Genomic DNA, 23616 nt, shown 5'->3' on the forward strand with positions numbered 1-23616 from the left:
ATAGGTTTTACCTTTGAATTCTGTTCCAAAAATAGGTTTAGGGGTCGCGATGATCATCGCGACCTTTGTTATTTCTGCCCTAGGTGCTTTGATTGTTCAAGCCCCTTCACTTGATGTGTCTGTGGTATGGGGCGACCCGTACTATCAACATGTCACCAAGTTCAGTTTCTACCAAGCGTTTCTTTCCACATTGCTCAGTGTTGGCTTTGCCATTCCAGTAGCGCACGCACTTTCGCGTCGCCAATTTATTGGTAAATCATTACTGCTTAAGCTGTTTGCATCGACACTGGTTTTGCCGGTTTTGGTTGGTGTTTTTGGGCTGTTAGCGATTTATGGCAACAGTGGTTTGTTGGCGCAGTGGTTGCAAAGTTTCGACACTAAACTGCCATTCTCTATTTACGGTTTGAACGGCATTTTACTCGCCCATGTGTTCTTTAATTTACCTTACGCGGCACGATTGCTTCTGCAAGCCTTGGAGTCTATTCCTGCCGAGCAGCATAAGCTTTGCGCGCATCTTGGGATGAGCCATTGGGATAAGTTTCGCTGGGTAGAATGGCCGCGTTTAAGGCAGCAGCTTCCCCACGTTTGTGGGTTGGTGTTTATGTTGTGCTTTACCAGTTTTGCCACTGTAATGGCGTTGGGGGGCGGGCCAAAATCCACCACCATTGAATTGGCCATTTACCAAGCGATTAAGTTTGATTTTGATTTACAAGCTGGGGCGTTATTGGCGCTGTGGCAGATGCTGTTATGTGGACTGCTTGCTATTGGAGTGCAGAAGTTAACAAGGCCTGTTTCTATCAGTGCTGGAAGCACATCGGTACAGCAATATTTAACGAAGGATCATGGGTGGTCAAAAGCTTGGGATAGCTTTTGGATCATAGGTGCCTTTTTACTGGTAATACCGCCGTTATTGATGGTGTTACTGAGTGGCATCAACCAACAAGTTTGGACAGTATTAACCGATGAGCGTTTTTGGTCTGCGCTATTGAACTCCCTCAAAGTCGCCTGTGTCGCTAGCGCGCTTGCGGTCGCTGCAGGGGTGTCCATACTATTGACCAGTCGCCGTTGGCGGTTGCAGTACAAAAACACGCGAGCCGATCAGATAGAGTTAATCGGCACCGTTATTTTGGTGACTCCAGGTCTGGTGATTAGCACCGGTTTATTCTTACTACTGCGCGCATTTACCGATGTTTTTAGCTTGGCATTTTTTGTCGTGATTTTGGTGAACGGTTTGATGGCTTTGCCTTACGTGATCAAAACGCTAGCGCAGCCAATGCTGCACATTGAACAACAGTATCAGTATGTATGTGCCAGCTTAGGCATGCGTGGCTGGCAACGGTTTAAAGTGGTGGAGTGGCAGGCGCTACGCAAGCCGTTTGCACATGCGTTTGCGATCAGCTTTATGTTTGCGATTGGCGATTTAAGTGCTATTGCGTTGTTTGGCGGACAAGAGTTCCGCACTTTACCTCTGTATTTATTCCAGCTGCTTGGCAGCTATCAGATGGACGCGGCTGCGGTGGTATCGGTGACCTTATTGTTGTTGAGTGTGGGCTGTTTTGCCTTGATTGAGAAAGTATTGAAAACGAAGGAGAGAGCGTAATGTTAGTGTTGGATGATGTGCAGTACACCTACCAACGTGAACTGTTTCGTTTTGACTTAACGATTGAGCAAGGACAGATTGTGTCGCTGATGGGACCAAGTGGGGCAGGGAAGTCAACCTTGCTGGCGTTGGTGGCAGGATTCATCCATCCTGACCGTGGTGATATTTGTGTTGATGGTGAGTCCATTGTGCGTAAAGAGCCTTATCTGCGTCCGTTCTCTATGTTGTTCCAAGAGCACAATTTGTTTGCTCACTTATCGGTGCGTGACAACATCGGTTTGGGCTTACACCCAGGGCTAAAGCTTACGGTGGACCAAAATCGTCAGATTGAACAAGCCGCGCAGCAAGTTGGTGTTGCAGAGTACCTCGACCGTTTGCCAGAGCATCTTTCTGGTGGCCAGCGTCAACGTGTTGCCTTAGCGCGTTGTTTTGTTCAGCCTCATCCCATGTGGCTATTGGATGAGCCGTTCTCGGCGCTTGATCCGGTGTTGCGTGAAGAGATGCTGAGCTTGGTAAAAAAACTCGCAGCAGAGCGGGGAATAACCGTATTGATGGTCACGCACCATTTAAGCGATGCCAAAGCGATTGCCAGCCACTTTGTGTTTGTGGCAGATGGTAAAGTGGAAGCCGCGGGTGATATGTCTGCATTGAGTGAACAGCATGCTAGTGAGAAGCTTGCGGCATTTATCCGAGCAGCATGCTAGTGCCTGATAGTTGCTAGGTTATGCTTCTCCGCAACACAAACCATGCCGAGGGCCAAATTCAAATTGAGATCTTAAGCTCATGATATGGTCAATCATTGCTTGTACACGCCGTGGGCGGTTTGCTCCAGGACGATAGACTAAATAAATAGGCATTGGTACCGTGTGCCATTGCGGTAACACTCTGACTAAGGTGCCACTTTCTAGCTCTTGCGTCATGTTCTGCACAGGTAAGTTAGCGATGCCTAGTCCTTTAAGTGCGCCTTTCAATATTGCTTCTACAGTTGTACTTGAGAAGTTACTGGTTATTGAAACATTGACGGTATTATCGTGTGAGATCAGCGTCCAAGGCCCTATTTCTGAAACATATTGATACCTCAAACAGTTGTGTTTTGTCAGATCTTCTGGCGTTTCAGGTACGCCGAACTCAGCTAAATACTCAGGGCTAGCAGCCAGGACTCGAGTGGTATAGCCTAATTTTTTTGCGATCAATCGATCATCAACTATCTGACCGACTCGAATTGCCATATCAAAGCCGTGTGAAAACAGATCAACAAAATCGTTCGATGCTTCTAACGCAATTTGTACTTTTGGCCATTGTTTTAAAAATGGCAAAAAGATGTGTTCCGCCATATACGCATCCAACGCTGGTGGCGCGGAAATACGCAGCCGGCCTTGGATCTGTTGTTCCATCTCCTGTACGTCATGGCCAATTGAGTGGAATTCCTCAACTAAGCTTGCAGCACGCTCTAAAACCATTTGGCCAGCTTCGGTGATCACTAACTTTCGGGTTGTGCGCTCTAGCAGTTTGGCTTCAAAGTGTTGTTCGAGTTTGGTTATGGCTTTACTAACAGTAGATTTTGGTAGGTTTAACTCCAGCGCGCACTTGGTTAAGCTCAGTAGTCGACAGCTTGTGACAAAGATAGAAAGCGTTCTAAAGTCAATTGTTTCTAAATTGCGAACAATCACTTTCAATTATCCATATTGTTTCAATATTAATCTGATTATAGTCTGGCACCTCATCCTTAGCCATCAAGTTATTGTCATTTGAGGTAAACACCATGTCCAACTCTGTAGACTTATTTTCTCCTATCGAACTCGGTCAATTAGCATTAGATAACCGTGCCATTATGGCGCCTTTAACGCGAGCTCGTGCTGGTGCGGACCATATTCCTAATGACCTTATGGTTGAATACTACGCTCAACGTGCGAGTGCCGGACTTATCATTGCTGAATGCACCATGGTGATGGAAGGTACGTCTGCTTTCATGGCAGAGCCGGGCATTTACAGCGAAGAGCAAATCGCAGCTTGGAAAAAGGTAACGGATGCGGTTCATGAGAGAGGCGGTAAGATTGTACTGCAAATTTGGCATGCGGGACGAGCTTGTCATCCTGATCTGAATGAAGGAAAAACACCTGTAGCGGCGAGCGCATTGGCCATTCGTGATGAATTAGTCCATACCCCTTCGGGTAAGCAAGCATATACGGTACCACGAGCACTCGAAGTGGATGAGATAGCTTCCATTGTTGCGGCGTTTAAACAAGGTGCAGAAAACGCCAAGAAAGCCGGCTTTGATGGGGTCGAGATACATGGCGCCAATGGTTATCTTATTGATAACTTCCTTCGTGACGGCTCAAATTTACGTACCGATGAATACGGTGGCTCGGTTGAAAATCGTGCTCGATTTTTACTTGAGATAGTGAAAGAAGTCGTTGAGGTGTGGGGACCCGGAAGAGTCGGTCTGCGCACATCTCCGCTAAATGGATTTAATGACATGAAAGACAGTGATCCAGTTGGCTTGATGCGTTACTTAGCAGAGCAACTTAATTCTTTCGATCTTGCTTATTGGCACGTGATGCGTGCGGATCTGAAAGGCGTACAAAAAGCAGATGTTCTCAAGCCAGCACGCGAAAACTATAAAGGTCACTTAATGGCGAACGTGGGCTACAGTGCACAAGAAGCGGCAACAGCAATTGCAGAAAACAAAGTTGATGTGGTCGCATTTGGCGTTCCCTTTATCGCAAACCCAGATTTAGTTGAGCGATTTAAGAAAAATGCACCTCTTAATGAGGCGAAACCAGAACACTTTTATTTGGGTGGAGCAGAAGGTTATACCGATTACCCAGTGATGGCATAACCCTTACTTGTTTAATATAAAAAGGACGCTAATGTTAGCGTCCTTTTTCGTTTCTGTATTTACTTAGCCTTGCGGTTTTACGACCATCACATTGATTGGAGAATATTCCACAACCTTACTCGCGACAGAGCCAAGCATTACTTTATTGATTTTAGAGCGCTTGTGACTTGGCATAATGATGAGATCTGCGCCTAAACGTTCTGCATAATCAAGAATGGTCGCGTAGGCCTTGCCTTCAGCAACATGCACTTGGTAAACCACATCTTCAGCAATATGCTCATTAGCGAAAGTTTTTAGTTGCTGCTTCACGTCTTGCTTCATTTTGGCCGCAGCATCTTTCGGAAAGTATGTGGCAACCATCGACATGTGAATACCAGGTAGTACCGTCAGAAGATGGATTTGAGCATTTGCTTGCTTTGCCTGCCAAACCGCTAGTTCAACCGCTCGGTCTGAAAAGCCTTGGTCATTTAGATCAACCGGAACAAGAATTTGTTTGTACATTCAATGTCTCTCATTAAGGCCCCTTTATCCTCGGGGCCAAATCGGTTATGCGCTCAATTGTTCCTTACGAGCACGACGTTTTTGGTTCATTGCAAGCACCAGCAAAATCATTAAGCATGGTACAAACACCCACTCTTTCATCGGACGGTCTGCATCCTGGATAACCCACTTGATTTCCCAATCAAAGTCGATACCTGCGGACTCTGCTGGACTACCAAATTCAACCATATCGACAATCATTTTGTTGTCACTTTCGGTCAGCATTAGACCCATAGATGAAATACGTGCGTCTGCTGTTGTCGCACTGTCTTCGAATGGAAGACGAACCGTTTTCTCAATGTAGTCGCCCTCAAGGTTTTCACCGGCAACACGTAACTCCAATGATTCTCCTACATTTAGTGTTTCCGTGATTTGAGCTACCTCAACGCCAGGAGAAAGAACTTTCGCTGGGTACAGCATGTCCCACCAAAAACCTGGACGGAAAAACGAAAACGTCAGTACTAATAATAGGACTGTTTCCCACCACTTGTTACGCGTGAACCACCACCCTTGAGTTGCCGCAGAGAATATCAGCATTGCAATGATCGATGAGATGACCGTGAGCGCCAAATGCCACCAAGAGTCGATCCCCATTAACAATAGCTGGGTATTGAACACAAACATGAACGGCAAAATAGCGGTTCGAATATCGTAAGTAAAACCTTGGATACCGGTACGAATTGGATCTGATTTCGCAATTGCGGCTGCTGCAAAAGCTGCAAGACCTACAGGTGGGGTATCGTCGGCCAAAATACCAAAGTAGAAAACGAATAAGTGCACCGCTATCAACGGAATAATCAAGCCATGCGCCGCGCCGAGCGTAACAATAACCGGCGCCATTAGCGTAGAGACCACGATGTAGTTCGCCGTTGTTGGCAGACCCATCCCCAGAACCAAGCTAATGATGGCGGTAAACAGCAGCATAAGAATGATACTGCCACCAGAGATAAACTCGACGAAGTCGGTCATCACTAGGCCGATACCCGTTAGTGTAACAACACCAACAACGGTGCCCGCTGCCGCGGTTGCAACGCCGATACCAATCATATTACGCGCACCAGAAACTAAGCTCTCGGCAAGATCGACAAAGCCATCTTTGGTTTGCTGAAGCATGTCACCTTGCTTTGACAGCAGTGCAATCAACGGACGTTGAGTAAGCAAAATGAAAATCATGAATACCGTTGCCCAGAATGCCGAAAGGCCAGGTGAGAAACGTTCGACAGTCAAACACCAAACTAATACGACGATAGGGAGTAGGTAGTGCAAGCCTGACTTAACGGTTGGGCCAGGATCAGGTACTTCTGTTAATTCTGCATCAATCTCAATTGCGCCATCTTGCACGTGATTTGCTGAGACTTTCACCAACCCAACGTACGCGATTAATAGTGCGACGGTAACAATTGGTGTCGCGGCATCACCAAAGACGTCTTTTGTCCAACCCACTCCGTAGTAAACCAATGCGCTGATCACACACAATCCTAAGATTGTGCCAGTAAAGGACAGCAGACTTTGTACTAGTGTTGGGTTGTGGCGACGAGGAAGGCCCGTCATGCCTGCTTTACATGCTTCAAGGTGAACAATGTAAATTAAAGCAATATAAGAGATTAGCGCTGGAAGTAGGGCAGCTTTAATCACCTCAACGTAGGAGATACCGACGTATTCCACCATCAAAAATGCGGCTGCACCCATGATTGGCGGTGTTAACTGACCATTGGTTGAAGCCGCTACCTCTACCGCACCCGCTTTTGTGCCGGGAAAGCCAACACGCTTCATCAGTGGAATGGTAAAGGTGCCAGTTGTTACTACGTTTGCGATTGAAGAACCAGAAACCAGACCAGATAAACCTGATGCAACAACGGCCGCTTTAGCTGGACCACCTTTCATATGGCCAAGCAACGAGAAGGCAACTTTAATGAAGTAAGCACCAGCACCAGCGCGTTCCAGCATTGCTCCAAACAATACAAACAAGAAGACAAAAGAGGTAGAAACACCTAGCGCAACCCCAAATACGCCTTCTGTTGTTAGCCACAAGTGAGACATGGCCTTGTTCAAGCTTGCCCCTTTGTGCGCGATAACGTCAGGCATGTAAGGGCCTGCAAAGGTGTAAGTAAGGAAAACAGCAGCCACGACCATTAATGGTGGACCAAGAGCTCGGCGTGTTGCTTCTAAAAGGAGGATCATACCGATAACAGCAACAACGATATCAACCGTTGTCGGTGCGCCTGAGCGTCCTGCTAGCTCGGTATAAAAAAGGTATATATAGGCTGCTGAAAAGCTGCCAGCCAACGCGAGTATCCAATCAACAAGAGGGATATGATCGCGAGGAGAATTCTTCATCGCTGGATAAGCAGTGAAAGCCAAAAAGATCGCGAAAGTAAGGTGGATAGATCGCGCTTCCGTGTCGTTCAGTACGCCAAAATTGAAAATAAATGGTAACGGGGATGCGTACCATAATTGAAATAGTGACCAACACAGAGGAACAAACCAAAGGATTCGTCCTTGCATTCCCGAAGGGCTACGTGCACCTGTGTCTGCCTGAGCCACCATTTCTTGCACATCTTGTGACGGAGCTTGATTCGTCGCCATGTACTTTTTCCTTATTATTGATGGTCCTGTCTGATTTTTATCGAGAACCACACTTCGCCTCTATCAGTGTAGTGAATGGAGCGAAGTTTGCTTTCGAGTATTTTGCTGCCTGAACTCAAAGTGTTGATTGTTGGATACTCTGTTAGGCGGCGTTTAAGTTTTCTTGGGTATGAGCTCGCAGTTTTCAGAAGAAAACTGGCGAATGAAGCATACAGTTAGAACGTGCTACAACCTGTATGCTCAAACAGGCAGAAAATATTCTTTCCTGCCTGTATGTAGAGTCTGAGGAAATTACTTAATTAGACCCATTTCTTTGTAGTACTTTTCTGCACCTGGGTGAAGAGGAATAGAAAGACCAGCTTTCACCATGTCTTCTTTCTTCAAGTTTGCGAATGCAGGGTGTAGACGTTTGAAGGTATCAAAGTTTTCAAACACAGCTTTTGCCACGTTGTAAGCGACATCGTCTGAAACATCAGAGGTCGTTACCATTGTTGCTGCAACACCAAAGCTGTTTACGTCTTTGTCTGTACCGCGGTACATACCAGCCGGTACTGAGCTAAAGGCGTAGTATGGGTTGTCGGCAACAATTTTATCGATTTTAGGGCCTGTTGCTGAAACTAGCTTCGCATCACATGATGTGGTTGCTTCTTTGATTGAACCGTTCGGGTGGCCGACCATGTAAATGAAGGCGTCAATTTTGTTATCACAAAGTGCCTGAGAGCGTTCAGAGCCTTTTAGCTCAGACGCCAACTTGAAGCTGTCGTTTGTCCAACCCATCGCTTCCATGACAACGCCCATCGTTGCACGGTCACCAGAGCCTGGATTACCGATGTTTACGCGCTTACCTTTCAGGTCTTCAACGTTTTCAATACCTGAATCTGCACGCGCAATGATGTTGAAAGGTTCTGTATGAAGAGAGAACATTGCGCGTAGCTTCTTGTACGGGCCTTGTTCTTCAAACTTGCTCGTACCGTTGTAGCCGTGGTACTGCCAATCCGATTGCACGATACCAAAATCTAATTCGCCTGCACGGATAGTGTTAACGTTGTAAATTGAGCCACCAGTCGATTCTACTGAACAACGGATGTTGTGGTCTTTACGATCTTTATTTACCAACTTACAGATAGCACCACCAGTTGGGTAGTAAACACCTGTCACGGAGCCAGTACCGATGGTAATAAACTCTTGAGCGTTAACTGCGCCTGCGCCCATTACGGCTGCAGCGATAGCGCCTACTTTGAGAAGTTTGTTAAATGCCATGAATTTCCCTTCCTTATATTCATTATTTACCCGGAAATAACCATAAATCACTTCTGGAGTTTCCTATTTGGAAACGGCACCTTTTTCAATCCAATCGTTTGAAAAAGCGAGCGAATCATAACAAAAAATTGGCAGAAAATTATCCAATTGTTAAATGTTATAGTTGATAAGTCTGAATTTTGTATCAGGGGATAGGATTCAATTTGTGATTTAATTCTTTTTAAAACAATTGCTTAATTAACGTTTAGTGACTGAAATGAAAAAGATCAATTGCGTGATGTTAATCACAAAATGGATGGTTGAAGAATGAGCGGAGTAAGCAAAAAATTTACATAAATTATGGGCTACAAAATGAGACTTCTTTTATAACCCACAATGAGTTAGCTGATTGAAGCTTTATAGAACTTAACCAGTATATTCGAACAGCTCGCACACTGATTTGAAGAGTTGCTCAGTCGTAATTGCCATGGTTGGCGTAATGAAAATGGTATCGTCACCTGCGACAACACCAAGAATACCTTCGGATTTACCGAGTGAATCAAGCAAGCGAGCAATCAACTGTGCTGCACCTGGGCCAGTGTGAATTACCACTAACGCTGCGTTACGATCGATGTCTAGTACTAGTTCACGCAGAGAGCTGCTGACTGTTGGGACACCTAGCTCAGCAGGAAGACAGTAAACCATTTCCATTTTTGCATTGCGCGTACGGACAGCGCCAAATTTAGTCAGCATACGTGAGACTTTAGATTGGTTGATACTCTCAAATCCTTGCTGTTTGAGTGCGTCAACAATCTCGCCCTGTGAGCCAAAGCTTTCTTCTTTTAACAGGGCTTTAAAGGCGCGAACTAAGTTGTCTTGTTTTTCTGAATTGCGCATAGTCATTACAAATCTCTTATTACGGGTCAGCAATTTTGCATATTCTCGCATATATATTCAGGCGATGCCAAAGAGTCCCAGGATTATGTTAGATGCGTCACTGTAAACTATATACCACATAGAATTCTTTAGCGCGCTGAAGTAGGGCTGTATCTGTTTTCTTGAATTCCTTGTCATTTCAACAGAATAAAAGAATAATCCAAGCCCCATTTGTAGCACGGTAACAGCGAGTTGCGCGAGGTCGCAAAGCTAGCGTTAATTGATTGTAATCAAGTTGTGATTCCGATAGCTTTATTTAAGTTGGTTACAAACTACCCTACGAATACGTTTATAAGAGAAATACTCTCAAGGAGAACTACATGAAAGTAGCCGTTATTGGTGCCGCTGGTGGCATCGGTCAAGCCCTGGCCCTTCTACTTAAGAACCGTCTTCCTGCTGGTTCTGATCTAGCCCTATATGATATTGCTCCAGTAACTCCTGGTGTGGCCGCTGATCTTAGCCACATCCCTACGCCAGTTTCTATCAAAGGTTACGCTGGTGAAGATCCTACTCCAGCACTAGAAGGCGCGGATGTTGTGCTAATTTCTGCTGGTGTTGCGCGTAAGCCAGGTATGGATCGTGCGGATCTATTTAATGTAAACGCTGGTATCGTTAAATCGCTAGCGGAGAAGATTGCGGTTGTTTGTCCGAAAGCTTGTGTTGGTATCATCACAAACCCTGTAAATACAACAGTGCCAATTGCTGCTGAAGTTCTTAAAAAAGCGGGTGTTTATGATAAGCGTCGTCTATTTGGTGTAACAACGTTGGATGTTATCCGTTCAGAAACGTTTGTTGCTGAGCTAAAAGACAAAGATCCAGGTGACGTTCGCGTGCCAGTTATTGGTGGTCACTCTGGCGTAACGATCTTACCTCTACTGTCTCAAGTAGAAGGTGTTGAGTTTACAGCTGAAGAAGTAGAAGCATTAACGAAACGTATTCAAAATGCAGGTACTGAAGTTGTAGAAGCGAAAGCGGGTGGTGGTAGTGCAACACTATCAATGGGCCAAGCTGCATGTCGCTTTGGTCTGTCTCTGGTTCGTGCTCTTCAAGGTGAAGAAGGCGTAGTTGAGTGCGCTTACGTTGAAGGCGACGGCGAACACGCGACGTACTTCGCGCAACCTGTGAAACTGGGTAAAGAAGGCGTTGAAGAAGTACTAAGCTACGGCAAACTCAGCGATTACGAAAAGTCTGCATTAGACGGTATGCTAGAAACACTAAATGGCGACATCAACATTGGTGTTGAATTCGCAAAGTAATCTAGAAAGCCTATATAAGAAGAAAGCCGATCATTTTGATCGGCTTTTTTGATCCTTGATTTCTCAACTTCGTAAAAATGATCGAATAAAACGACGTAGTGAAGGAGAAGATGATGGAAGCGAGTCGAATCCGTAAAGGCATGGTTGTTGAGTGCCAACAAGGCGTCGGTACGATATTAGTGGTCGACCATGAAGCAGAGACGGTATTGTTGTCCAAACAAGGGACTGAACAGCAGCTCGCCGTTAGCTTTGATGAAATAGAAGATGATCCACAACTGCATGGCGGTAGTGACAGATATTACTAGCGTCTCGGGCGTCGTCATTAGGTATCAAACGTAAAAAAGGAAGAGCATGCTCTTCCTTTTAGCTATAAGCCTTGCGTTATGGGTAGCTATTGATTACTTCGTGCGTTGTACTGCGACATGAGCCAAAGTAACAAGCGCTTGTTTGTATTCAGACTCTGGCAACACTGATAGTTCTGCGATTGCTTTGTCTGCTTCTTCTAGAGCTTTTTGCGTTGTGTACTCCAGAGAGCCTGCTTTTTTCATGACCGCAAGAATTTCTTCTAAGCGATCCATGCCATTCGCTTTCTCAATTGCTTCACGAATCATGATGGCGTTTTCTGGTGTGGTATTACGCATAGCATGGAGTAGAGGTAAAGTTGGCTTGCCTTCGGCCAAGTCATCACCCACATTTTTACCCATGTCTTCGCCATCAGAAGTGTAATCCATGACGTCATCAATGAGCTGAAACGCAGTGCCTAGATACTTACCGTAATTTTGCATTGCGATTTCCACATGCTCAGGAGCATCATTTAAGATTGCACCGATTTGAGTTGCGGATTCAAATAAGCGCGCAGTCTTAGAGTAGATGACTTGCATGTAGCTTTCTTCTGTCGTGTCAGGGTCGTTACAGTTCATCAACTGCTGTACTTCACCTTCGGCGATCACGTTTACGGCATTGCTCATTAGTTTAAGGATCTTCATGGATCCTAGTTCCGTCATCATCTGAAATGAGCGTGTATAGATAAAGTCCCCAACTAATACGCTAGCCGCATTGCCAAATGCTGCATTCGCAGTGGCTTTACCACGGCGCATGTCTGATTCATCTACCACGTCATCATGCAGCAAAGTCGCTGTATGGATGAACTCAATAAACGCAGCTGCCATTGTATGACCATTGCCTTGGTAACCAAGTGCACGGGCTGACAGTATCGCTAAAAGCGGTCTTAGACGTTTGCCTCCACCACTCACGATATAAAAACCGAGCTGGTTGATTAAAGAGACATCAGAATTAAGTTGGGCTTGAATTGTTTCATTCACTTTTGCCATGTCATCGGCAGTAAGCGCTTGGATAGTTTTAAAATCCATCGTATATCCGGCTGAAGTTAGACCCTGCAAGGCTTATTCGATTTATATAATTGTCGAATAATACACTAAAAAACGTTGATTAATACATTACTAAAGGGCATGATTGCCGCACTTTTCTTTGGCGATTAGCTTTTCGCCAATTTTTTCAAAATATGGCTTGTCATAGGAGCATCTATTCTGTAGAATCTGCGCCCTATTGATGATTAGTTTAGCGCACACCCTCAAGAAAGGCTGTGCGGAAAAAGCGGAGTAAAATATGTACGCTGTTTTCCAATCTGGTGGTAAACAACACCGTGTAAGCGAAGGTCAAACTCTTCGTTTAGAGAAATTAGACGTTGAAACTGGTGCAACTGTAGAATTTGATAAAGTTCTTCTTGTTGCTAACGGCGAAGACATCAAAGTTGGTGCTCCTCTTGTAGAGGGCGGCAAAATTGTTGCTGAAGTTGTACAACACGGTCGTGGCGATAAAGTTAAAATCGTTAAGTTCCGTCGTCGTAAGCACTCTCGTAAGCAACAGGGTCACCGTCAGTGGTTCACTGAAGTGAAGATCACTGGTATCAACGCTTAATCTATTAGGAGAGTTTAACAATGGCACACAAAAAAGCTGGTGGTTCTACTCGTAACGGCCGCGATTCAGAAAGCAAACGTCTAGGTGTTAAGCGTTTCGGTGGTGAATCTGTACTTGCAGGTAACATCATCGTTCGTCAACGTGGTACTAAGTTCCACGCTGGTAACAACGTAGGTATCGGTAAAGACCACACTCTATTCGCTCTTACTGAAGGTAAAGTGAAGTTCGAAGTGAAAGGTCCTAAGAACCGTAAGTTTGTAAGCATCGAAGCTGAGTAATTAGGTTTTTAACCAAATTACTTAATAGCTTTAAGCTGAATTCAAAAGCCCTGCCGAATCGGCGGGGTTTTTTATTTGTGGCAGTCGACATATCGAAGTTTCTCGCTAAGATCCTAAGCGATTTGAATCTGGGAGCTTAGATCTGTCATCTGCTAAAATTGTCGGATGACATAGTAAGATTTAATCCACGCACGAAGTAGTCGGAGTAAAAGATGAAGTTCGTAGATGAAGCGGTAGTAAAAGTTCAGGCTGGTGATGGCGGTAGTGGCGTTGTCAGTTTCTGGCGTGAAAAATTCATCACTAAAGGTGGCCCTGATGGCGGTGATGGCGGTGACGGTGGTGATGTTTATATCCAAGCCGATGAAAACCTAAATACCCTGATTGATTACCGTTTCCAGCGCTTCTACGAAGCTGAGCGTGGTGAAAACGGTCGCGGTGGTAACTGTACAGGTAAGCGTGGTAAAGACATCGTTCTTCGTGTACCTGTGGGTACGCGCGCTGTGGATATCCACACAAATGAAATCGTGGCGGAAGTTGCTGAACACGGTAAGAAAGTGATGATCGCAAAAGGCGGTTGGCACGGTCTAGGTAACACGCGTTTCAAATCTTCAGTAAACCGCGCGCCTCGTCAGAGAACATTGGGTACAAAAGGTGAAGTACGCGAAATTCGCCTTGAGCTATTGCTTCTTGCTGATGTGGGTATGCTTGGTCTACCTAATGCCGGTAAATCAACCTTTATCCGCGCAGTATCAGCAGCAAAACCGAAAGTCGCTGATTACCCATTCACGACTTTGATCCCAAGCTTGGGTGTCGTAAGTGTCGTACCAGAGAAAAGTTTTGTTGTTGCAGACATCCCTGGTTTGATCGAGGGTGCAGCAGATGGCGCTGGCCTTGGTATTCGATTCTTGAAGCACTTAGAGCGTTGTCGAGTGTTGCTGCACATGATCGATATTATGCCAATTGATCAGTCCGATCCGGTGCAAAATGCATTGACGATCATTGATGAACTAGAACAATACAGCGAGAAACTGGCAAGTAAGCCGCGCTGGTTAGTGTTCAACAAAGTTGATCTAATGCCTGAAGAAGAAGCGAATGAGAAGATCCAAGAAATCTTAGACGCACTAGGTTGGGAAGACGAGTACTTTAAGATCTCGGCGATCAATCGTAACGGTACTAAAGAGCTTTGTTACAAACTGGCTGACTTTATGGATAACCTACCTCGCGAAGAGGAAGAAGTGGCTGAAGAAGATAAAGTTAACTTCATGTGGGATGATTACCATAAAGATGCGATGGCGGGTAAAGACGTTATCACTGAAGATGACGACGACGATTGGGATGACTGGGACGATGAAGAAGATGACGGTCACGTTGTCTACGTTCGTGACTAATCAGAACGGTCAAACAATGCCTGTTTGCCTATAATTCATTAAGCCGCAATTATCTATTGCGGCTTTTTTTGTATCTAAATCATATTTAGGTGATGTGATTTACGGCACAATAACCGATACGTCGTGTTTTTTGAGGGTTAGTTTGGCCCTCGCGCGTATGAATGAGTAACACCCTAAAAGGAATTAGACTTATTTATGACTCTAGAAACCATACCGCATAGAGAGTTGGCGGTATCTACTCAACGATCGATTTCTCGTCTTGTCGCCCAAGCCGGACAAATGCTACTCGCTCATGGTGCTGAAAGTACTCTTGTGAGCGATATTATGCGTCGTATTGGCCTTGCTTGTGGGGTGAATGAAGTTGCGGTAGCACTATCAGCTAATGCATTGGTTGTGACGACGGTAATGGATGGGCATTGCATCACCACCACCCGAAGCTGCGCTGATCGTGGCATCAATATGCGCGTTATTACGCAAATTCAACGAATCTGTATCATGATGGAACGTGGTTTGCTCGATTCAACCATGGCGCAGAAAAAGCTGAACGCTATCAGTCCAGAGCGTTATAACCGCTGGTTGGTGGTGTTTATGATTGGCTTGTCTTGTGCGGCATTCAGTCATCTTGCTGGTGGTGATTGGGGAGTATTCATCATGACCTTTTTAGCTTCAGCTGGTGGCATGATCGTTCGCCAAGAAATTGGTCATCGTCATTTCAACCCTCTATTGAACTTTGCTGCGACCGCTTTTGTGACTACCTTAATTTCAGCACAGGCGGAAATTTACCAAATCGGTAATCTACCTACCGTAGCAATGGCATCGTCGGTATTAATGCTTGTACCTGGTTTCCCACTCATTAACTCTGTCGCAGATATGTTGAAAGGCCACATTAATATGGGCATTGCTCGATTTGTGATGGCTAGTTTACTAACGTTGGCGACATGTTTGGGGATCGTTGCTGCGATGAGTGTAACTGGAATTTGGGGGTGGGCTATCTAATGAGTTTATTTGATTTGATGTTTGGCCTTTTGAATGACATGTTTTTTGCGGCGATTCCCGCCGTAGGATTTGCATTGGTTTTTAACGTGCCACAAAGAGCCTTAGTGTATTGCGCTGTTGGTGGCGCGATTGGTCATGGTAGCCGCTACTTGATGATGCAGTTTGGCATTCCTATTGAGTGGGCAACCTTTTTTGCCGCGACGTTAGTTGGGATGATTGGTGTGTACTGGTCTCACCGTTTTCTCGCGCATCCAAAAGTGTTTACTGTGGCTGCTTTGATCCCGATGGTGCCGGGTGTGTTTGCGTACAAAGCAATGATCGCTATGGTAGAGATCAATCATGTTGGCTACTCACCCGAGCTTGTCGCAACCTGTATGGAAAACTTTCTTAAGGCCATGTTTATTATTGCAGGTTTAGCTGTTGGTCTTGCGGTTCCAGGGCTGTTATTCTATCGCCGCAGACCAATTGTATAAGGACCTAACATGATCATTAGTATGATTGCCGCGATGGCCGACAATCGCATCATTGGCAAAGACAATCAAATGCCTTGGCATCTTCCCGCCGATTTCGCTTGGTTTAAGCGTTGTACCATGGGAAAACCGGTTGTGATGGGACGCAAAACCTATGAGTCTATTGGTCGCCCTTTACCAGGTCGCTTGAATATTGTTATTAGCCGTGATGAGACACTAAAGATCGAAGGTGTCACTACCGTAACATCGATTGAGCAGGCTCTGGAAGTCGCAGGTGATGTGGAAGAAGTGATGATCATTGGTGGTGGTGCGATTTACACCACTTGTCTGCCTATGGCCAATAAACTGTATGTAACACACATTGAAGCGGCCATTGATGGTGATACTCAGTTCCCAGATTGGGGAGACGAGTTTAAGGAGACTTACTCAGAAATGTATCAAGCCGATGAGAAGAACGCCTATAACATGCGCTTTACTGTGTTAGAAAAGTAATTCGAGATTAACACCGCGTAGTTAATACGGTAATGCCGTTCGTGTAACAGCGAGCGGCCATCCCAACCTACCGTCATCCTGAAAAGCGACGAAAGAGCGAGATTCAGGAGCCTCTATACGAGTACCTTGTTGTCAAAGGTATTTCTATCTATTCGCAGCGCGAGGATATTAGATTCCTAGTCTCGTTAAGGCTCGTTGGAATGACCCTACAGGAAGTGTTAAGTGACAGGTATTCCTCCTACTATGGATTATCGACTGTTATTCAGTGTTTAACTTAACGCATCCTGAGTAAAAATTTTCTTATCTTCCCAACGGATCATGGTTAGGCTTCCGCCCCAAACGCAGCCAGTATCTAGCCCGATGACTTCGTTGTTCATATAGCCTTGTAGTGCAGCCCAGTGCCCAAAGAGCACCGCTTTATTTAAGTGAATACGTTTAGGCACATCAAACCATGGAATAAGTTCGTTACCGGAAACTTGTTGCGGTGGCAATTTACAATCCATATCCAAACGACCATCAGGGAAACAAAAGCGCATCCGCGTAAAAGCATTGATAATATAGCGGTATCGGTCCAAACCCTGTAGAGAGTCATCCCAGGAATCCGGTTGATTGCTGTACATGTTTTTTAATAGCCAAGGCAGCTCTTCACTTTGGATGATGCGCTCAACTTCACGGGCACACTTTCTCGCTGTTTTTAGATTCCACTGCGGTGATATGCCAGCGTGACACATCACGAACTCGTCATGCTCGGCCAATAGAGGTTGCTGAGCTAGCCATGTCAGTAATTCCTCTTTGTCGGGGGCCGTGAAAATAGGTGCGGTTTTATCTTTGTCTTTGACCTTTTTTATCCCGTGAGCCACAGCGAGAAGATGGAGGTCGTGATTACCAAGCACCACGATTGCGCTTGCGCCAAGTGACTTCACAAAGCGTAACGTTTCTAGTGATTTAGGCCCTCTGGCGACCAAATCACCAGCAAGCCAAAGTTGGTCTTTTTTCGCAGAGAAAGATACTTTTTCTAGTAGTCGCTGCAGTTCATCAAAACAGCCTTGGATGTCACCAACAATATAGGTAGCCACTGAATCTCCAATTTACTAATTTAAAACATTTGGAACAGCCAAGCGAAATGGTTCAATTTCGGTGATGAACTCTTGCCCTTTCTCATCCAGCATTTTGTAGTGTCCTTGCATAACGCCGACAGGGGTTTCTAACGCGGTTCCGCTACTGTACGTGTATTCATCATTGCTTGGAATAAAGGGCTGCTGGCCTACCACTCCGTCACCTTCAACCGTCATTTGCTTGCCATTCGAGTCTGTGATTAGCCAGCGGCGGCTCACTAACTGTACGGTTTGTTGGCTAAGGTTTTTGATGGTGATGATATAAGCGAAAACGTAGCGTTGTAGCTCTGGGTTGGACTGTTCTTCGATGTATTTGGTGTGAACTTGAATTTTGATGCAAGGTTGAATGACGTCCATGTGCACTCCTCAGAAACGTAATATCCCAATAATAATAAGCCAAACCTACAAGGGTTTGGCTCATTGTTTGAGTTCTTAGTGCTGCGGGTTATCCGCAAGCCAGTTCGCCATTGCGACGAATTGTTCTAGCGTCAGGTTCTCTGGACGCATGCTTGGATTAACACCTAGCTCTTCTAGTACTTCTGTGCTTAACAACGATTTGTAGCAGTTACGAACTGTTTTACGACGTTGGTTAAAGCCTTCACGACAAACGCGATCGAGCAAACGCAGATCTTTCGCCGGGCATGGCAACTCTTCGTAAGGCACTAAACGAACAACGGCAGAATCCACTTTCGGTGGTGGAACGAATGCCGTTGGCGGTACTTCCAGTACCGGTACCACTTTACAGTAGTACTGAGCCATTACCGTTAAACGGCCGTAAGCTTTGCTGCCAGGGCCGGCGGCTAAGCGGTTTACCACTTCTTTTTGCAGCATAAAGTGCATGTCTTGAATGTCTTTATGGAACTCGAAAAGGTGGAACATCAATGGTGTAGAGATGTTGTACGGTAAGTTACCAAAAATGCGCAGCTTGTTGTTTGGCTTCACTAGTTGAGTGAAGTCAAAACGCATAGCGTCACCCTCATGGATGGTCAACTTATCTGCCAGTTCAGGGTGAGTACGTAGGCGTTCCGCCAGATCGCGGTCTAATTCGATAACTGTGAACTTATCTACTTCACGACCTACTGGCTCAGTGATTGCACCAAGACCAGGACCGATTTCAACCAGGTTTTGACCTGGTTTTGGGTTAATCGCTGATACGATTCCATCAATAATGTATGGATCGTTCAGGAAGTTTTGACCAAAACGTTTACGCGCTTTGTGTCCTAAATGGACATCATTTCTCATTGTTTCTTCTCTACCAAATCTATCGCATGCGTGAGCGCTGTTCGGAAACTCCCTGTATCCGCTTGACCTGTCCCTGCCAGATCTAATGCAGTACCGTGGTCCACCGATGTTCTAATAAAAGGTAGACCAAGAGTAATATTTACTGAACGACCAAAGCCTTTGTATTTTAATACTGGCAATACTTGATCATGGTACATGCCTAAAACAGCATCAGCATCATTTAAATATTTTTCATTGAAAATGGTATCAGCCGGCAGAGGGCCGATCAGGTTGATACCTTTTTCTTGTCGAATTTTTTCCAGTGTTGGAGTGATGGTTTCGATCTCTTCACGACCTAAGCAGCCATCTTCGCCAGCATGAGGGTTAAGCCCGCAAACGTAGATGTTTGGTTGTGCGATAGCAAACTTTTCTACAAGGTCTTTATGAAGAATATCGATGATTTTTTCTAATCGCTCTTCGGTGACAGCTTTGGACACATAAGCTAAAGGAATATGTGTTGTAACCAGCGCCACGCGTAGTCCTTCCGTTGCTAGCATCATTACGACTAGCGGCGTTTGTGACTTCTCGGCGAAAAATTCAGTATGACCACTGAATGCAACACCTGCGCGATTAATCACCCCCTTATGAACAGGGCCGGTGACAATAGCATCAAATTCATCATTCATACAGCCTAAAGCCGCTCTTTCTAGCGTTTTTAGTACATAGTGGCCATTCGCTTCATTGAGCTCGCCTGCGACCGCAGGTTCCGATATTTGGATATGGTCAACGATAAGCGTGCCCGCTTTTTGTGCTTTAGGTGCTTCTTCTGGATTGTAATCAGACAGTTGGACTTCGATGCCAAGCTGCTTGGCTCGCTCCGTCAGCATATTCTTATCGGCACAGACGACAATTTGGTGCGCCCAATCTTCTTTCGATAGGGCAAGCACTAAGTCTGGGCCGATACCCGCAGGTTCCCCTGCGGTTACGACAATTCTACGAATTGTATTAGTTGTCATTGTTGTCATCCACGATTTCAACAAACGCACTTGCGCGTAGCTCTTGCATCCATGCGCCCGCTTCTTCATTAAATTTACGGTTAAATAGAATACGGTAAGCTTTGTTCTTCATCGCTGAGTCAGTACGGTCAACTTGGCGACGATCCAACACTTCAACGATATGCCAGCCGTGAACGGTTTTGAACGGTTCGCTGATTGAGCCAACTGGCAGAGTTTCTACTTGGTGCTTGAATTCTGGCACGTAAAGATCTGGTGTTTGATAACCTAGTTCACCGTCTTGTGCTGCCGAGCCAGGATCTTGACTGTATTGTGTTGCCAATTGAGCGAACGTTGCTTCACCGGCTTTGATGCGGCGTACAAATTCATTCAGTTGCTTCTTCGCCCCTTCGTCGCTCAGAATCACGGTTGGTTTAATCAAAATATGACGCGCATTTACTTCCGTTACCGCAACCATTTCTAGGCCTTTGACATCCTCTATTTTTAGGATGTGGAAACCAACGCCACTACGGAATGGACCAATAATGCTGCCTTTGTTTTGCATCTTGATCTGATCAGCAAAGATGGTTGGCATCTCTTCTTTACGCATCCAGCCCCAATCACCACCTTGTAAAGCTTTAGGACCTTTAGAGTAGGTGTAGGCCATCTCCGTAAAATCTGCACCTTCGTTTAGCTTTTTCGCGAGCGCTTTAGCTTCTGCTTCTACAGCAGATTTTTCTTTATCGTCAGAGAAGCGCAGTTGAATGTGTCCAATTTTGTATTGAACAGTTGCATTGGTTTCTTGTGATAGTTGCTCAGCAAGGCTATCGACCTCTGCTGGAAGGATATTAATACGGCGACGAACCAGTGCATTGCGAGCTTCTGATGCGGCGATTTCCTTACGAATTTGTTCGCGGAATTCTGGGTAGCTTAAACCTTCACTTTCTACAGAAGCAGCGAGTTGTTCTACCGATTGCTCATTATTACGTGCGATCTCTGCAATCGCTTGGTTTAAACGGTTGTCGTCAATACGCACACCAATACGGTCTGCTTCTTGGCCTTGCAACGTATCAATGATAAGTTTTTCAACGACTTGTTCTTTTAACACGCTGGTAGAAGGTAAGCTCTTTCCACTTTGACGAGCGTTGGCTTGCAGCGTTTTCATCGCTGTTTCGATGTCGCTTTGTAGAACTACACCGTCGTTCACGATGACCGCAACCTTATCGATCTCTACTGGTGCTGCAACCGCTCCGCAAGAGAGTAGGGTCGTGAATAAGATTGATTTCCAAATTTTCATTTAAAATTCCGTCAGTATTTTTGAATAGGCGTCTTATTCATTTAAGACGCCTATTTTGATTAATTGTTCAGATAGAATGGGCGGCCGTACTTAATCGCGTTGTCAGAACCATCCAGTTCTTTGACAGCAGTGTCTTCACGCTGGTTGGTCGCAAAGCCTTGAATACCGAAGTTAACGCTGAAGTTATTTTCGTATTCAGGTGATGCCCCGGTGCTGCCGATAGCTTGGTCTTCCCAACCAAGCAATTGGTTTGAGTAAGTGACGCCAATGTACCAACAGTCAGATTGGTAACGTAGGCTCGCTAACCATTCTAGGTCCGCATTTTCATTGAGGTCGTAGTAGTATTGACCACTCGCAGACCAGTTCGGGTTGAACTCGTAGGCCGCTACAATACCTGCTTGAGAAATACCTTTACGAGTAATTGTGTCTAGGTTTTCGAGAATGATCGTATCTTCGATGTATTCACGCGTAACGTAGCGATAGTTACCCTGAATAAAGCCGCCGTTGAATTGGTATTCCAAGGTACTGTTTGCCAACTGCATGGAGCTCAAATCAATATCGTATTGAATTCCACCGTGATAGAACAAGTAATCGTTGTAGTTGAAATCAGCTTCAATCGCCCATGATGAGTAATTGGTGGTCTCATCCGGAAGATTTGGACTATTGCTCAGTTTGGTCTTTTTATCGAAGTAGTAAATCTGACCAAATGAAACGTTAAGACGCTCTTTATAGTCATCATCAAAGAAGCGAGTACTCGCACCGTAGCTTAACTGGTTCGCCGAGGCGATTTTATCAATGCCACTGTACTTACGACTGCGGAATAGCCCGTAGTAGTCGGTTTGTAGCAAGGTGGTATCGTAGTTGTAGATGTTGGTCTGATCTTCTTCAGGTACGTACAAGTACTGTAGCTGAGGCTCCAGTGTTTGTGTGTAGCCCTTGATCCAGCTTGTATCTCGCTCTAAGTAAAGTTGCGCATGCGTACGGAACTCAGGAATAACACGAGAAACTTCATCATCCAACTGGTTTTGCAAGTTTACATCTGTCAAACCCGTTAAGTCTTGAGAGTAATACGTAGAGAGCACACGCGCTTCTGATGTCCACGTTGCCCATGAGTTTGAGAGTGGTAATGTAAGCCCTGGTTCAATGTGAACACGGGTCGCATTTGGTCGCGCAGCATCGCTGGTATCGAAGCGGCTCACTTGGCTCTTCACGTCAAAGTTAAGGTAGTCTCCCCACAATGGCGTGTAGTAGTTCAAGTCTAACTGAGGAAGCAGGCGATAAGGGCGGTTCTCTTCTTTCAATAAGATTTGGAAGTCACGAACGGTTAACGAAGCATCCCAGAAATCAGAACGATATTGTACTTGTCCTTCTTGAACCAGTTGACCATCTTCACGGTTACCAATATCGGAGTCGAGATCGAGGAAGTAATCAATATCACTCACTTTTGAGTAATCGACTTTGACTATCCACTGTTTATTGATGATGCCGTCGTGTTTAACTTGGTAGCCCCAACGAGACTCGTCCTGATATTTGCGATCACTATTGAGGTATTCGCCTTTGATTTCCCCATTTCCCCAACCATCTGTTAGGTAGCGGAAATCAGTATCGAGTTTTGTACCACGTTGCTGCATATAGAGCGTGGTGAGTGTCATGTCATATTGAGGCGCGATGTTCCAATAGAATGGCACCTCGACTTCCATACCATCACTAGAACCGTACGATAAAGAAGGGAAGAGGAAACCCGTTTTACGCGTATCTCCAATTGGCATGGTTAGATACGGCACATAGAAAACAGGCACATCTAACACTTCAAATCGAGGGTGGTGCAGCGTCGCTGTCTCTTCATCTTGGTCAACATCGATGCCTGACGCAACCAATCGCCATGAATTATCGCCTTGAGGGCACGATGTGATAGAGCCGTCTTCGAGTTCATAAACCGACTGACCTGTGCGAGCGATATAGGCTGCAGTGCCTCGGCCTTGTTGGCAAAGGAACTGATAATCGGTGTTCTCAAGTGAAAACGTATCTTGATTAATGTCGTTAGTAACACGATCAGATCGAGCTTTGACTTGGCCGTCATTGAAAGTCACGTTGCCTTCGGCAACCACGACGTTGTCTTGTTGGTGCAGCGTTACGCTATCTGCGGTAATTTTCTTCTGGCCTTGGGTGACTTGTACATTACCTGAGTACTGAGCTTTGTCACCATTGATGGCTTGCAGGGTGTCAGCTTCTACCACTACTGGGGTATTAAGAGCGTCCTCCTCGCCACTTGTATCGACCAAACATTGATCTGTGGCGGGCATTTCCTGCACACTATCATGGATATTCGCTTCAGCTTGAGTGGTGGGTACAAACAAGGCGGTGCTGATAGAGGCCGCTAAACATGTGCGGGAGAAATGTTGCATTGAATTGAACTTTCCTGTGTCACTACTA

Annotated in this window: 23 protein-coding genes; 11 read left to right on the forward strand and 12 right to left on the reverse strand. The window is 45.5% G+C overall.

The window, feature by feature from the left end; translation table 11 throughout:
• Positions 1–13 precede the first annotated feature (13 nt).
• Together thiP and thiQ are read left to right on the forward strand one after the other, a co-directional pair.
• The gene (thiP, locus tag R8O10_RS01610) at positions 14–1600 is read left to right on the forward strand and encodes a thiamine/thiamine pyrophosphate ABC transporter permease ThiP (RefSeq protein ID WP_017820277.1); all 1587 of its coding nucleotides are present in this window, start codon (positions 14–16) and stop codon (positions 1598–1600) included.
• Positions 1600–2304, forward strand: coding sequence for a thiamine ABC transporter ATP-binding protein (gene thiQ / locus R8O10_RS01615; RefSeq protein WP_005379648.1), 705 nt, complete (start codon positions 1600–1602; stop codon positions 2302–2304). The genes thiP and thiQ overlap by 1 nt, the downstream gene beginning before the upstream one ends.
• Before the next feature lie 18 nt (positions 2305–2322).
• On the opposite strand, the gene R8O10_RS01620 is transcribed toward thiQ, so the two are convergent.
• Positions 2323–3270 carry a LysR family transcriptional regulator gene (locus R8O10_RS01620; RefSeq protein ID WP_005379650.1) on the reverse strand — a complete coding sequence of 316 codons (948 nt, stop codon included), beginning with the start codon at positions 3268–3270 and terminating at the stop codon, positions 2323–2325.
• A gap of 92 nt (positions 3271–3362) precedes the next feature.
• On the opposite strand from R8O10_RS01620, the gene R8O10_RS01625 reads away from it, so the two are divergent.
• Positions 3363–4439, forward strand: a complete 1077-nt coding sequence (locus tag R8O10_RS01625; RefSeq protein ID WP_047101924.1) for an alkene reductase — start codon at positions 3363–3365, stop codon at positions 4437–4439.
• 63 nt (positions 4440–4502) lie between these two features.
• Here the strand turns inward: R8O10_RS01625 and R8O10_RS01630 are convergent, their stop codons facing one another.
• The 4 genes from R8O10_RS01630 to argR all read right to left on the reverse strand — a co-directional run bounded on the left by R8O10_RS01630 (position 4503) and on the right by argR (position 9701).
• Positions 4503–4940: a universal stress protein gene (locus R8O10_RS01630; protein ID WP_005379654.1), complete on the reverse strand. Its 438-nt coding sequence runs from the start codon at positions 4938–4940 to the stop codon at positions 4503–4505.
• 45 nt (positions 4941–4985) lie between these two features.
• Entirely contained in the window at positions 4986–7565 is a 2580-nt protein-coding gene (locus R8O10_RS01635; protein ID WP_005383099.1) for a TRAP transporter permease, read from the reverse strand.
• Between the two features lie 291 nt (positions 7566–7856).
• Complete coding sequence (locus tag R8O10_RS01640) at positions 7857–8825, reverse strand: TAXI family TRAP transporter solute-binding subunit (RefSeq protein ID WP_065274126.1); 969 nt, start codon at positions 8823–8825, stop codon at positions 7857–7859.
• Between the two features lie 405 nt (positions 8826–9230).
• Positions 9231–9701: a transcriptional regulator ArgR gene (argR, locus tag R8O10_RS01645; RefSeq protein WP_005379659.1), complete on the reverse strand. Its 471-nt coding sequence runs from the start codon at positions 9699–9701 to the stop codon at positions 9231–9233.
• Positions 9702–10060: 359 nt separating this feature from the next.
• On the opposite strand from argR, the gene mdh reads away from it, so the two are divergent.
• A complete protein-coding gene (gene mdh, locus R8O10_RS01650) occupies positions 10061–10996 on the forward strand; it encodes a malate dehydrogenase (RefSeq protein ID WP_005379660.1) in 936 nt (311 codons plus the stop codon).
• A gap of 113 nt (positions 10997–11109) precedes the next feature.
• Positions 11110–11301: a hypothetical protein gene (locus R8O10_RS01655; RefSeq protein WP_005379661.1), complete on the forward strand. Its 192-nt coding sequence runs from the start codon at positions 11110–11112 to the stop codon at positions 11299–11301.
• Positions 11302–11394: 93 nt separating this feature from the next.
• On the opposite strand, the gene ispB is transcribed toward R8O10_RS01655, so the two are convergent.
• Positions 11395–12366, reverse strand: a complete 972-nt coding sequence (gene ispB, locus R8O10_RS01660; RefSeq protein WP_047101929.1) for an octaprenyl diphosphate synthase — start codon at positions 12364–12366, stop codon at positions 11395–11397.
• A gap of 256 nt (positions 12367–12622) precedes the next feature.
• Between ispB and rplU the strand changes: the two genes are divergently transcribed.
• The 6 genes from rplU (at position 12623) to folA (ending at position 16558) form a co-directional block, all read left to right on the forward strand.
• A complete protein-coding gene (gene rplU, locus R8O10_RS01665; protein WP_005383096.1) occupies positions 12623–12934 on the forward strand; it encodes a 50S ribosomal protein L21 in 312 nt (103 codons plus the stop codon).
• Between the two features lie 20 nt (positions 12935–12954).
• Positions 12955–13212, forward strand: a complete 258-nt coding sequence (gene rpmA, locus R8O10_RS01670; protein ID WP_005383095.1) for a 50S ribosomal protein L27 — start codon at positions 12955–12957, stop codon at positions 13210–13212.
• A 212-nt stretch (positions 13213–13424) separates the two neighbouring features.
• On the forward strand, positions 13425–14600 hold the full coding sequence (cgtA, locus tag R8O10_RS01675; protein ID WP_005383091.1) for an Obg family GTPase CgtA: 1176 nt from the start codon (positions 13425–13427) through the stop codon (positions 14598–14600).
• Positions 14601–14795: 195 nt separating this feature from the next.
• On the forward strand, positions 14796–15596 hold the full coding sequence (locus R8O10_RS01680; protein WP_065274127.1) for a threonine/serine exporter family protein: 801 nt from the start codon (positions 14796–14798) through the stop codon (positions 15594–15596).
• Positions 15596–16069, forward strand: a complete 474-nt coding sequence (locus tag R8O10_RS01685) for a threonine/serine exporter family protein (RefSeq protein WP_005379665.1) — start codon at positions 15596–15598, stop codon at positions 16067–16069. Before R8O10_RS01680 ends, R8O10_RS01685 begins: the two co-directional genes overlap by 1 nt.
• 9 nt (positions 16070–16078) lie before the next feature.
• A complete protein-coding gene (gene folA, locus R8O10_RS01690) occupies positions 16079–16558 on the forward strand; it encodes a type 3 dihydrofolate reductase (RefSeq protein ID WP_005379666.1) in 480 nt (159 codons plus the stop codon).
• A gap of 269 nt (positions 16559–16827) precedes the next feature.
• Here folA and apaH read toward each other — a convergent pair whose 3' ends face one another.
• From apaH to lptD, 6 genes are all read right to left on the reverse strand, one after another.
• Positions 16828–17634, reverse strand: coding sequence for a bis(5'-nucleosyl)-tetraphosphatase (symmetrical) ApaH (gene apaH / locus R8O10_RS01695; protein WP_047101938.1), 807 nt, complete (start codon positions 17632–17634; stop codon positions 16828–16830).
• Positions 17635–17649: 15 nt separating this feature from the next.
• Positions 17650–18030 (reverse strand): Co2+/Mg2+ efflux protein ApaG, encoded by a 381-nt coding sequence (gene apaG / locus R8O10_RS01700; RefSeq protein WP_005379668.1) that lies wholly within the window; start codon positions 18028–18030, stop codon positions 17650–17652.
• 75 nt (positions 18031–18105) lie between these two features.
• Entirely contained in the window at positions 18106–18915 is an 810-nt protein-coding gene (gene rsmA, locus R8O10_RS01705) for a 16S rRNA (adenine(1518)-N(6)/adenine(1519)-N(6))-dimethyltransferase RsmA (protein WP_005379669.1), read from the reverse strand.
• Entirely contained in the window at positions 18912–19910 is a 999-nt protein-coding gene (pdxA, locus tag R8O10_RS01710) for a 4-hydroxythreonine-4-phosphate dehydrogenase PdxA (RefSeq protein ID WP_005383085.1), read from the reverse strand. The genes rsmA and pdxA overlap by 4 nt, the downstream gene beginning before the upstream one ends.
• Positions 19900–21183, reverse strand: a complete 1284-nt coding sequence (gene surA, locus R8O10_RS01715; protein ID WP_206970486.1) for a peptidylprolyl isomerase SurA — start codon at positions 21181–21183, stop codon at positions 19900–19902. The genes pdxA and surA overlap by 11 nt, the downstream gene beginning before the upstream one ends.
• Positions 21184–21242: 59 nt before the next feature.
• Positions 21243–23588 carry an LPS assembly protein LptD gene (gene lptD, locus R8O10_RS01720; protein WP_206970485.1) on the reverse strand — a complete coding sequence of 782 codons (2346 nt, stop codon included), beginning with the start codon at positions 23586–23588 and terminating at the stop codon, positions 21243–21245.
• Between the last annotated feature and the right edge of the window lie 28 nt (positions 23589–23616).

Origin of the sequence: Vibrio sp. 1727 (assembly GCF_033344415.1) — a bacterium.
In the GTDB taxonomy this organism is placed as follows: domain Bacteria; phylum Pseudomonadota; class Gammaproteobacteria; order Enterobacterales; family Vibrionaceae; genus Vibrio; species Vibrio alginolyticus.

Bases quoted from the DNA above. Each gene is read 5' to 3' on its own strand.
- thiQ (WP_005379648.1), top strand. From the start codon at position 1,600: ATGTTAGTGTTGGATGATGTGCAGTACACCTACCAACGTGAACTGTTT.
- R8O10_RS01625 (WP_047101924.1), top strand. From the start codon at position 3,363: ATGTCCAACTCTGTAGACTTATTTTCTCCTATCGAACTCGGTCAATTA.
- R8O10_RS01630 (WP_005379654.1), bottom strand. From the start codon at position 4,940: ATGTACAAACAAATTCTTGTTCCGGTTGATCTAAATGACCAAGGCTTT.
- R8O10_RS01635 (WP_005383099.1), bottom strand. From the start codon at position 7,565: ATGGCGACGAATCAAGCTCCGTCACAAGATGTGCAAGAAATGGTGGCT.
- R8O10_RS01640 (WP_065274126.1), bottom strand. From the start codon at position 8,825: ATGGCATTTAACAAACTTCTCAAAGTAGGCGCTATCGCTGCAGCCGTA.
- argR (WP_005379659.1), bottom strand. From the start codon at position 9,701: ATGCGCAATTCAGAAAAACAAGACAACTTAGTTCGCGCCTTTAAAGCC.
- mdh (WP_005379660.1), top strand. From the start codon at position 10,061: ATGAAAGTAGCCGTTATTGGTGCCGCTGGTGGCATCGGTCAAGCCCTG.
- R8O10_RS01655 (WP_005379661.1), top strand. From the start codon at position 11,110: ATGGAAGCGAGTCGAATCCGTAAAGGCATGGTTGTTGAGTGCCAACAA.
- ispB (WP_047101929.1), bottom strand. From the start codon at position 12,366: ATGGATTTTAAAACTATCCAAGCGCTTACTGCCGATGACATGGCAAAA.
- rplU (WP_005383096.1), top strand. From the start codon at position 12,623: ATGTACGCTGTTTTCCAATCTGGTGGTAAACAACACCGTGTAAGCGAA.
- rpmA (WP_005383095.1), top strand. From the start codon at position 12,955: ATGGCACACAAAAAAGCTGGTGGTTCTACTCGTAACGGCCGCGATTCA.
- cgtA (WP_005383091.1), top strand. From the start codon at position 13,425: ATGAAGTTCGTAGATGAAGCGGTAGTAAAAGTTCAGGCTGGTGATGGC.
- R8O10_RS01680 (WP_065274127.1), top strand. From the start codon at position 14,796: ATGACTCTAGAAACCATACCGCATAGAGAGTTGGCGGTATCTACTCAA.
- R8O10_RS01685 (WP_005379665.1), top strand. From the start codon at position 15,596: ATGAGTTTATTTGATTTGATGTTTGGCCTTTTGAATGACATGTTTTTT.
- folA (WP_005379666.1), top strand. From the start codon at position 16,079: ATGATCATTAGTATGATTGCCGCGATGGCCGACAATCGCATCATTGGC.
- apaG (WP_005379668.1), bottom strand. From the start codon at position 18,030: ATGGACGTCATTCAACCTTGCATCAAAATTCAAGTTCACACCAAATAC.
- rsmA (WP_005379669.1), bottom strand. From the start codon at position 18,915: ATGAGAAATGATGTCCATTTAGGACACAAAGCGCGTAAACGTTTTGGT.
- pdxA (WP_005383085.1), bottom strand. From the start codon at position 19,910: ATGACAACTAATACAATTCGTAGAATTGTCGTAACCGCAGGGGAACCT.
- surA (WP_206970486.1), bottom strand. From the start codon at position 21,183: ATGAAAATTTGGAAATCAATCTTATTCACGACCCTACTCTCTTGCGGA.
- lptD (WP_206970485.1), bottom strand. From the start codon at position 23,588: ATGCAACATTTCTCCCGCACATGTTTAGCGGCCTCTATCAGCACCGCC.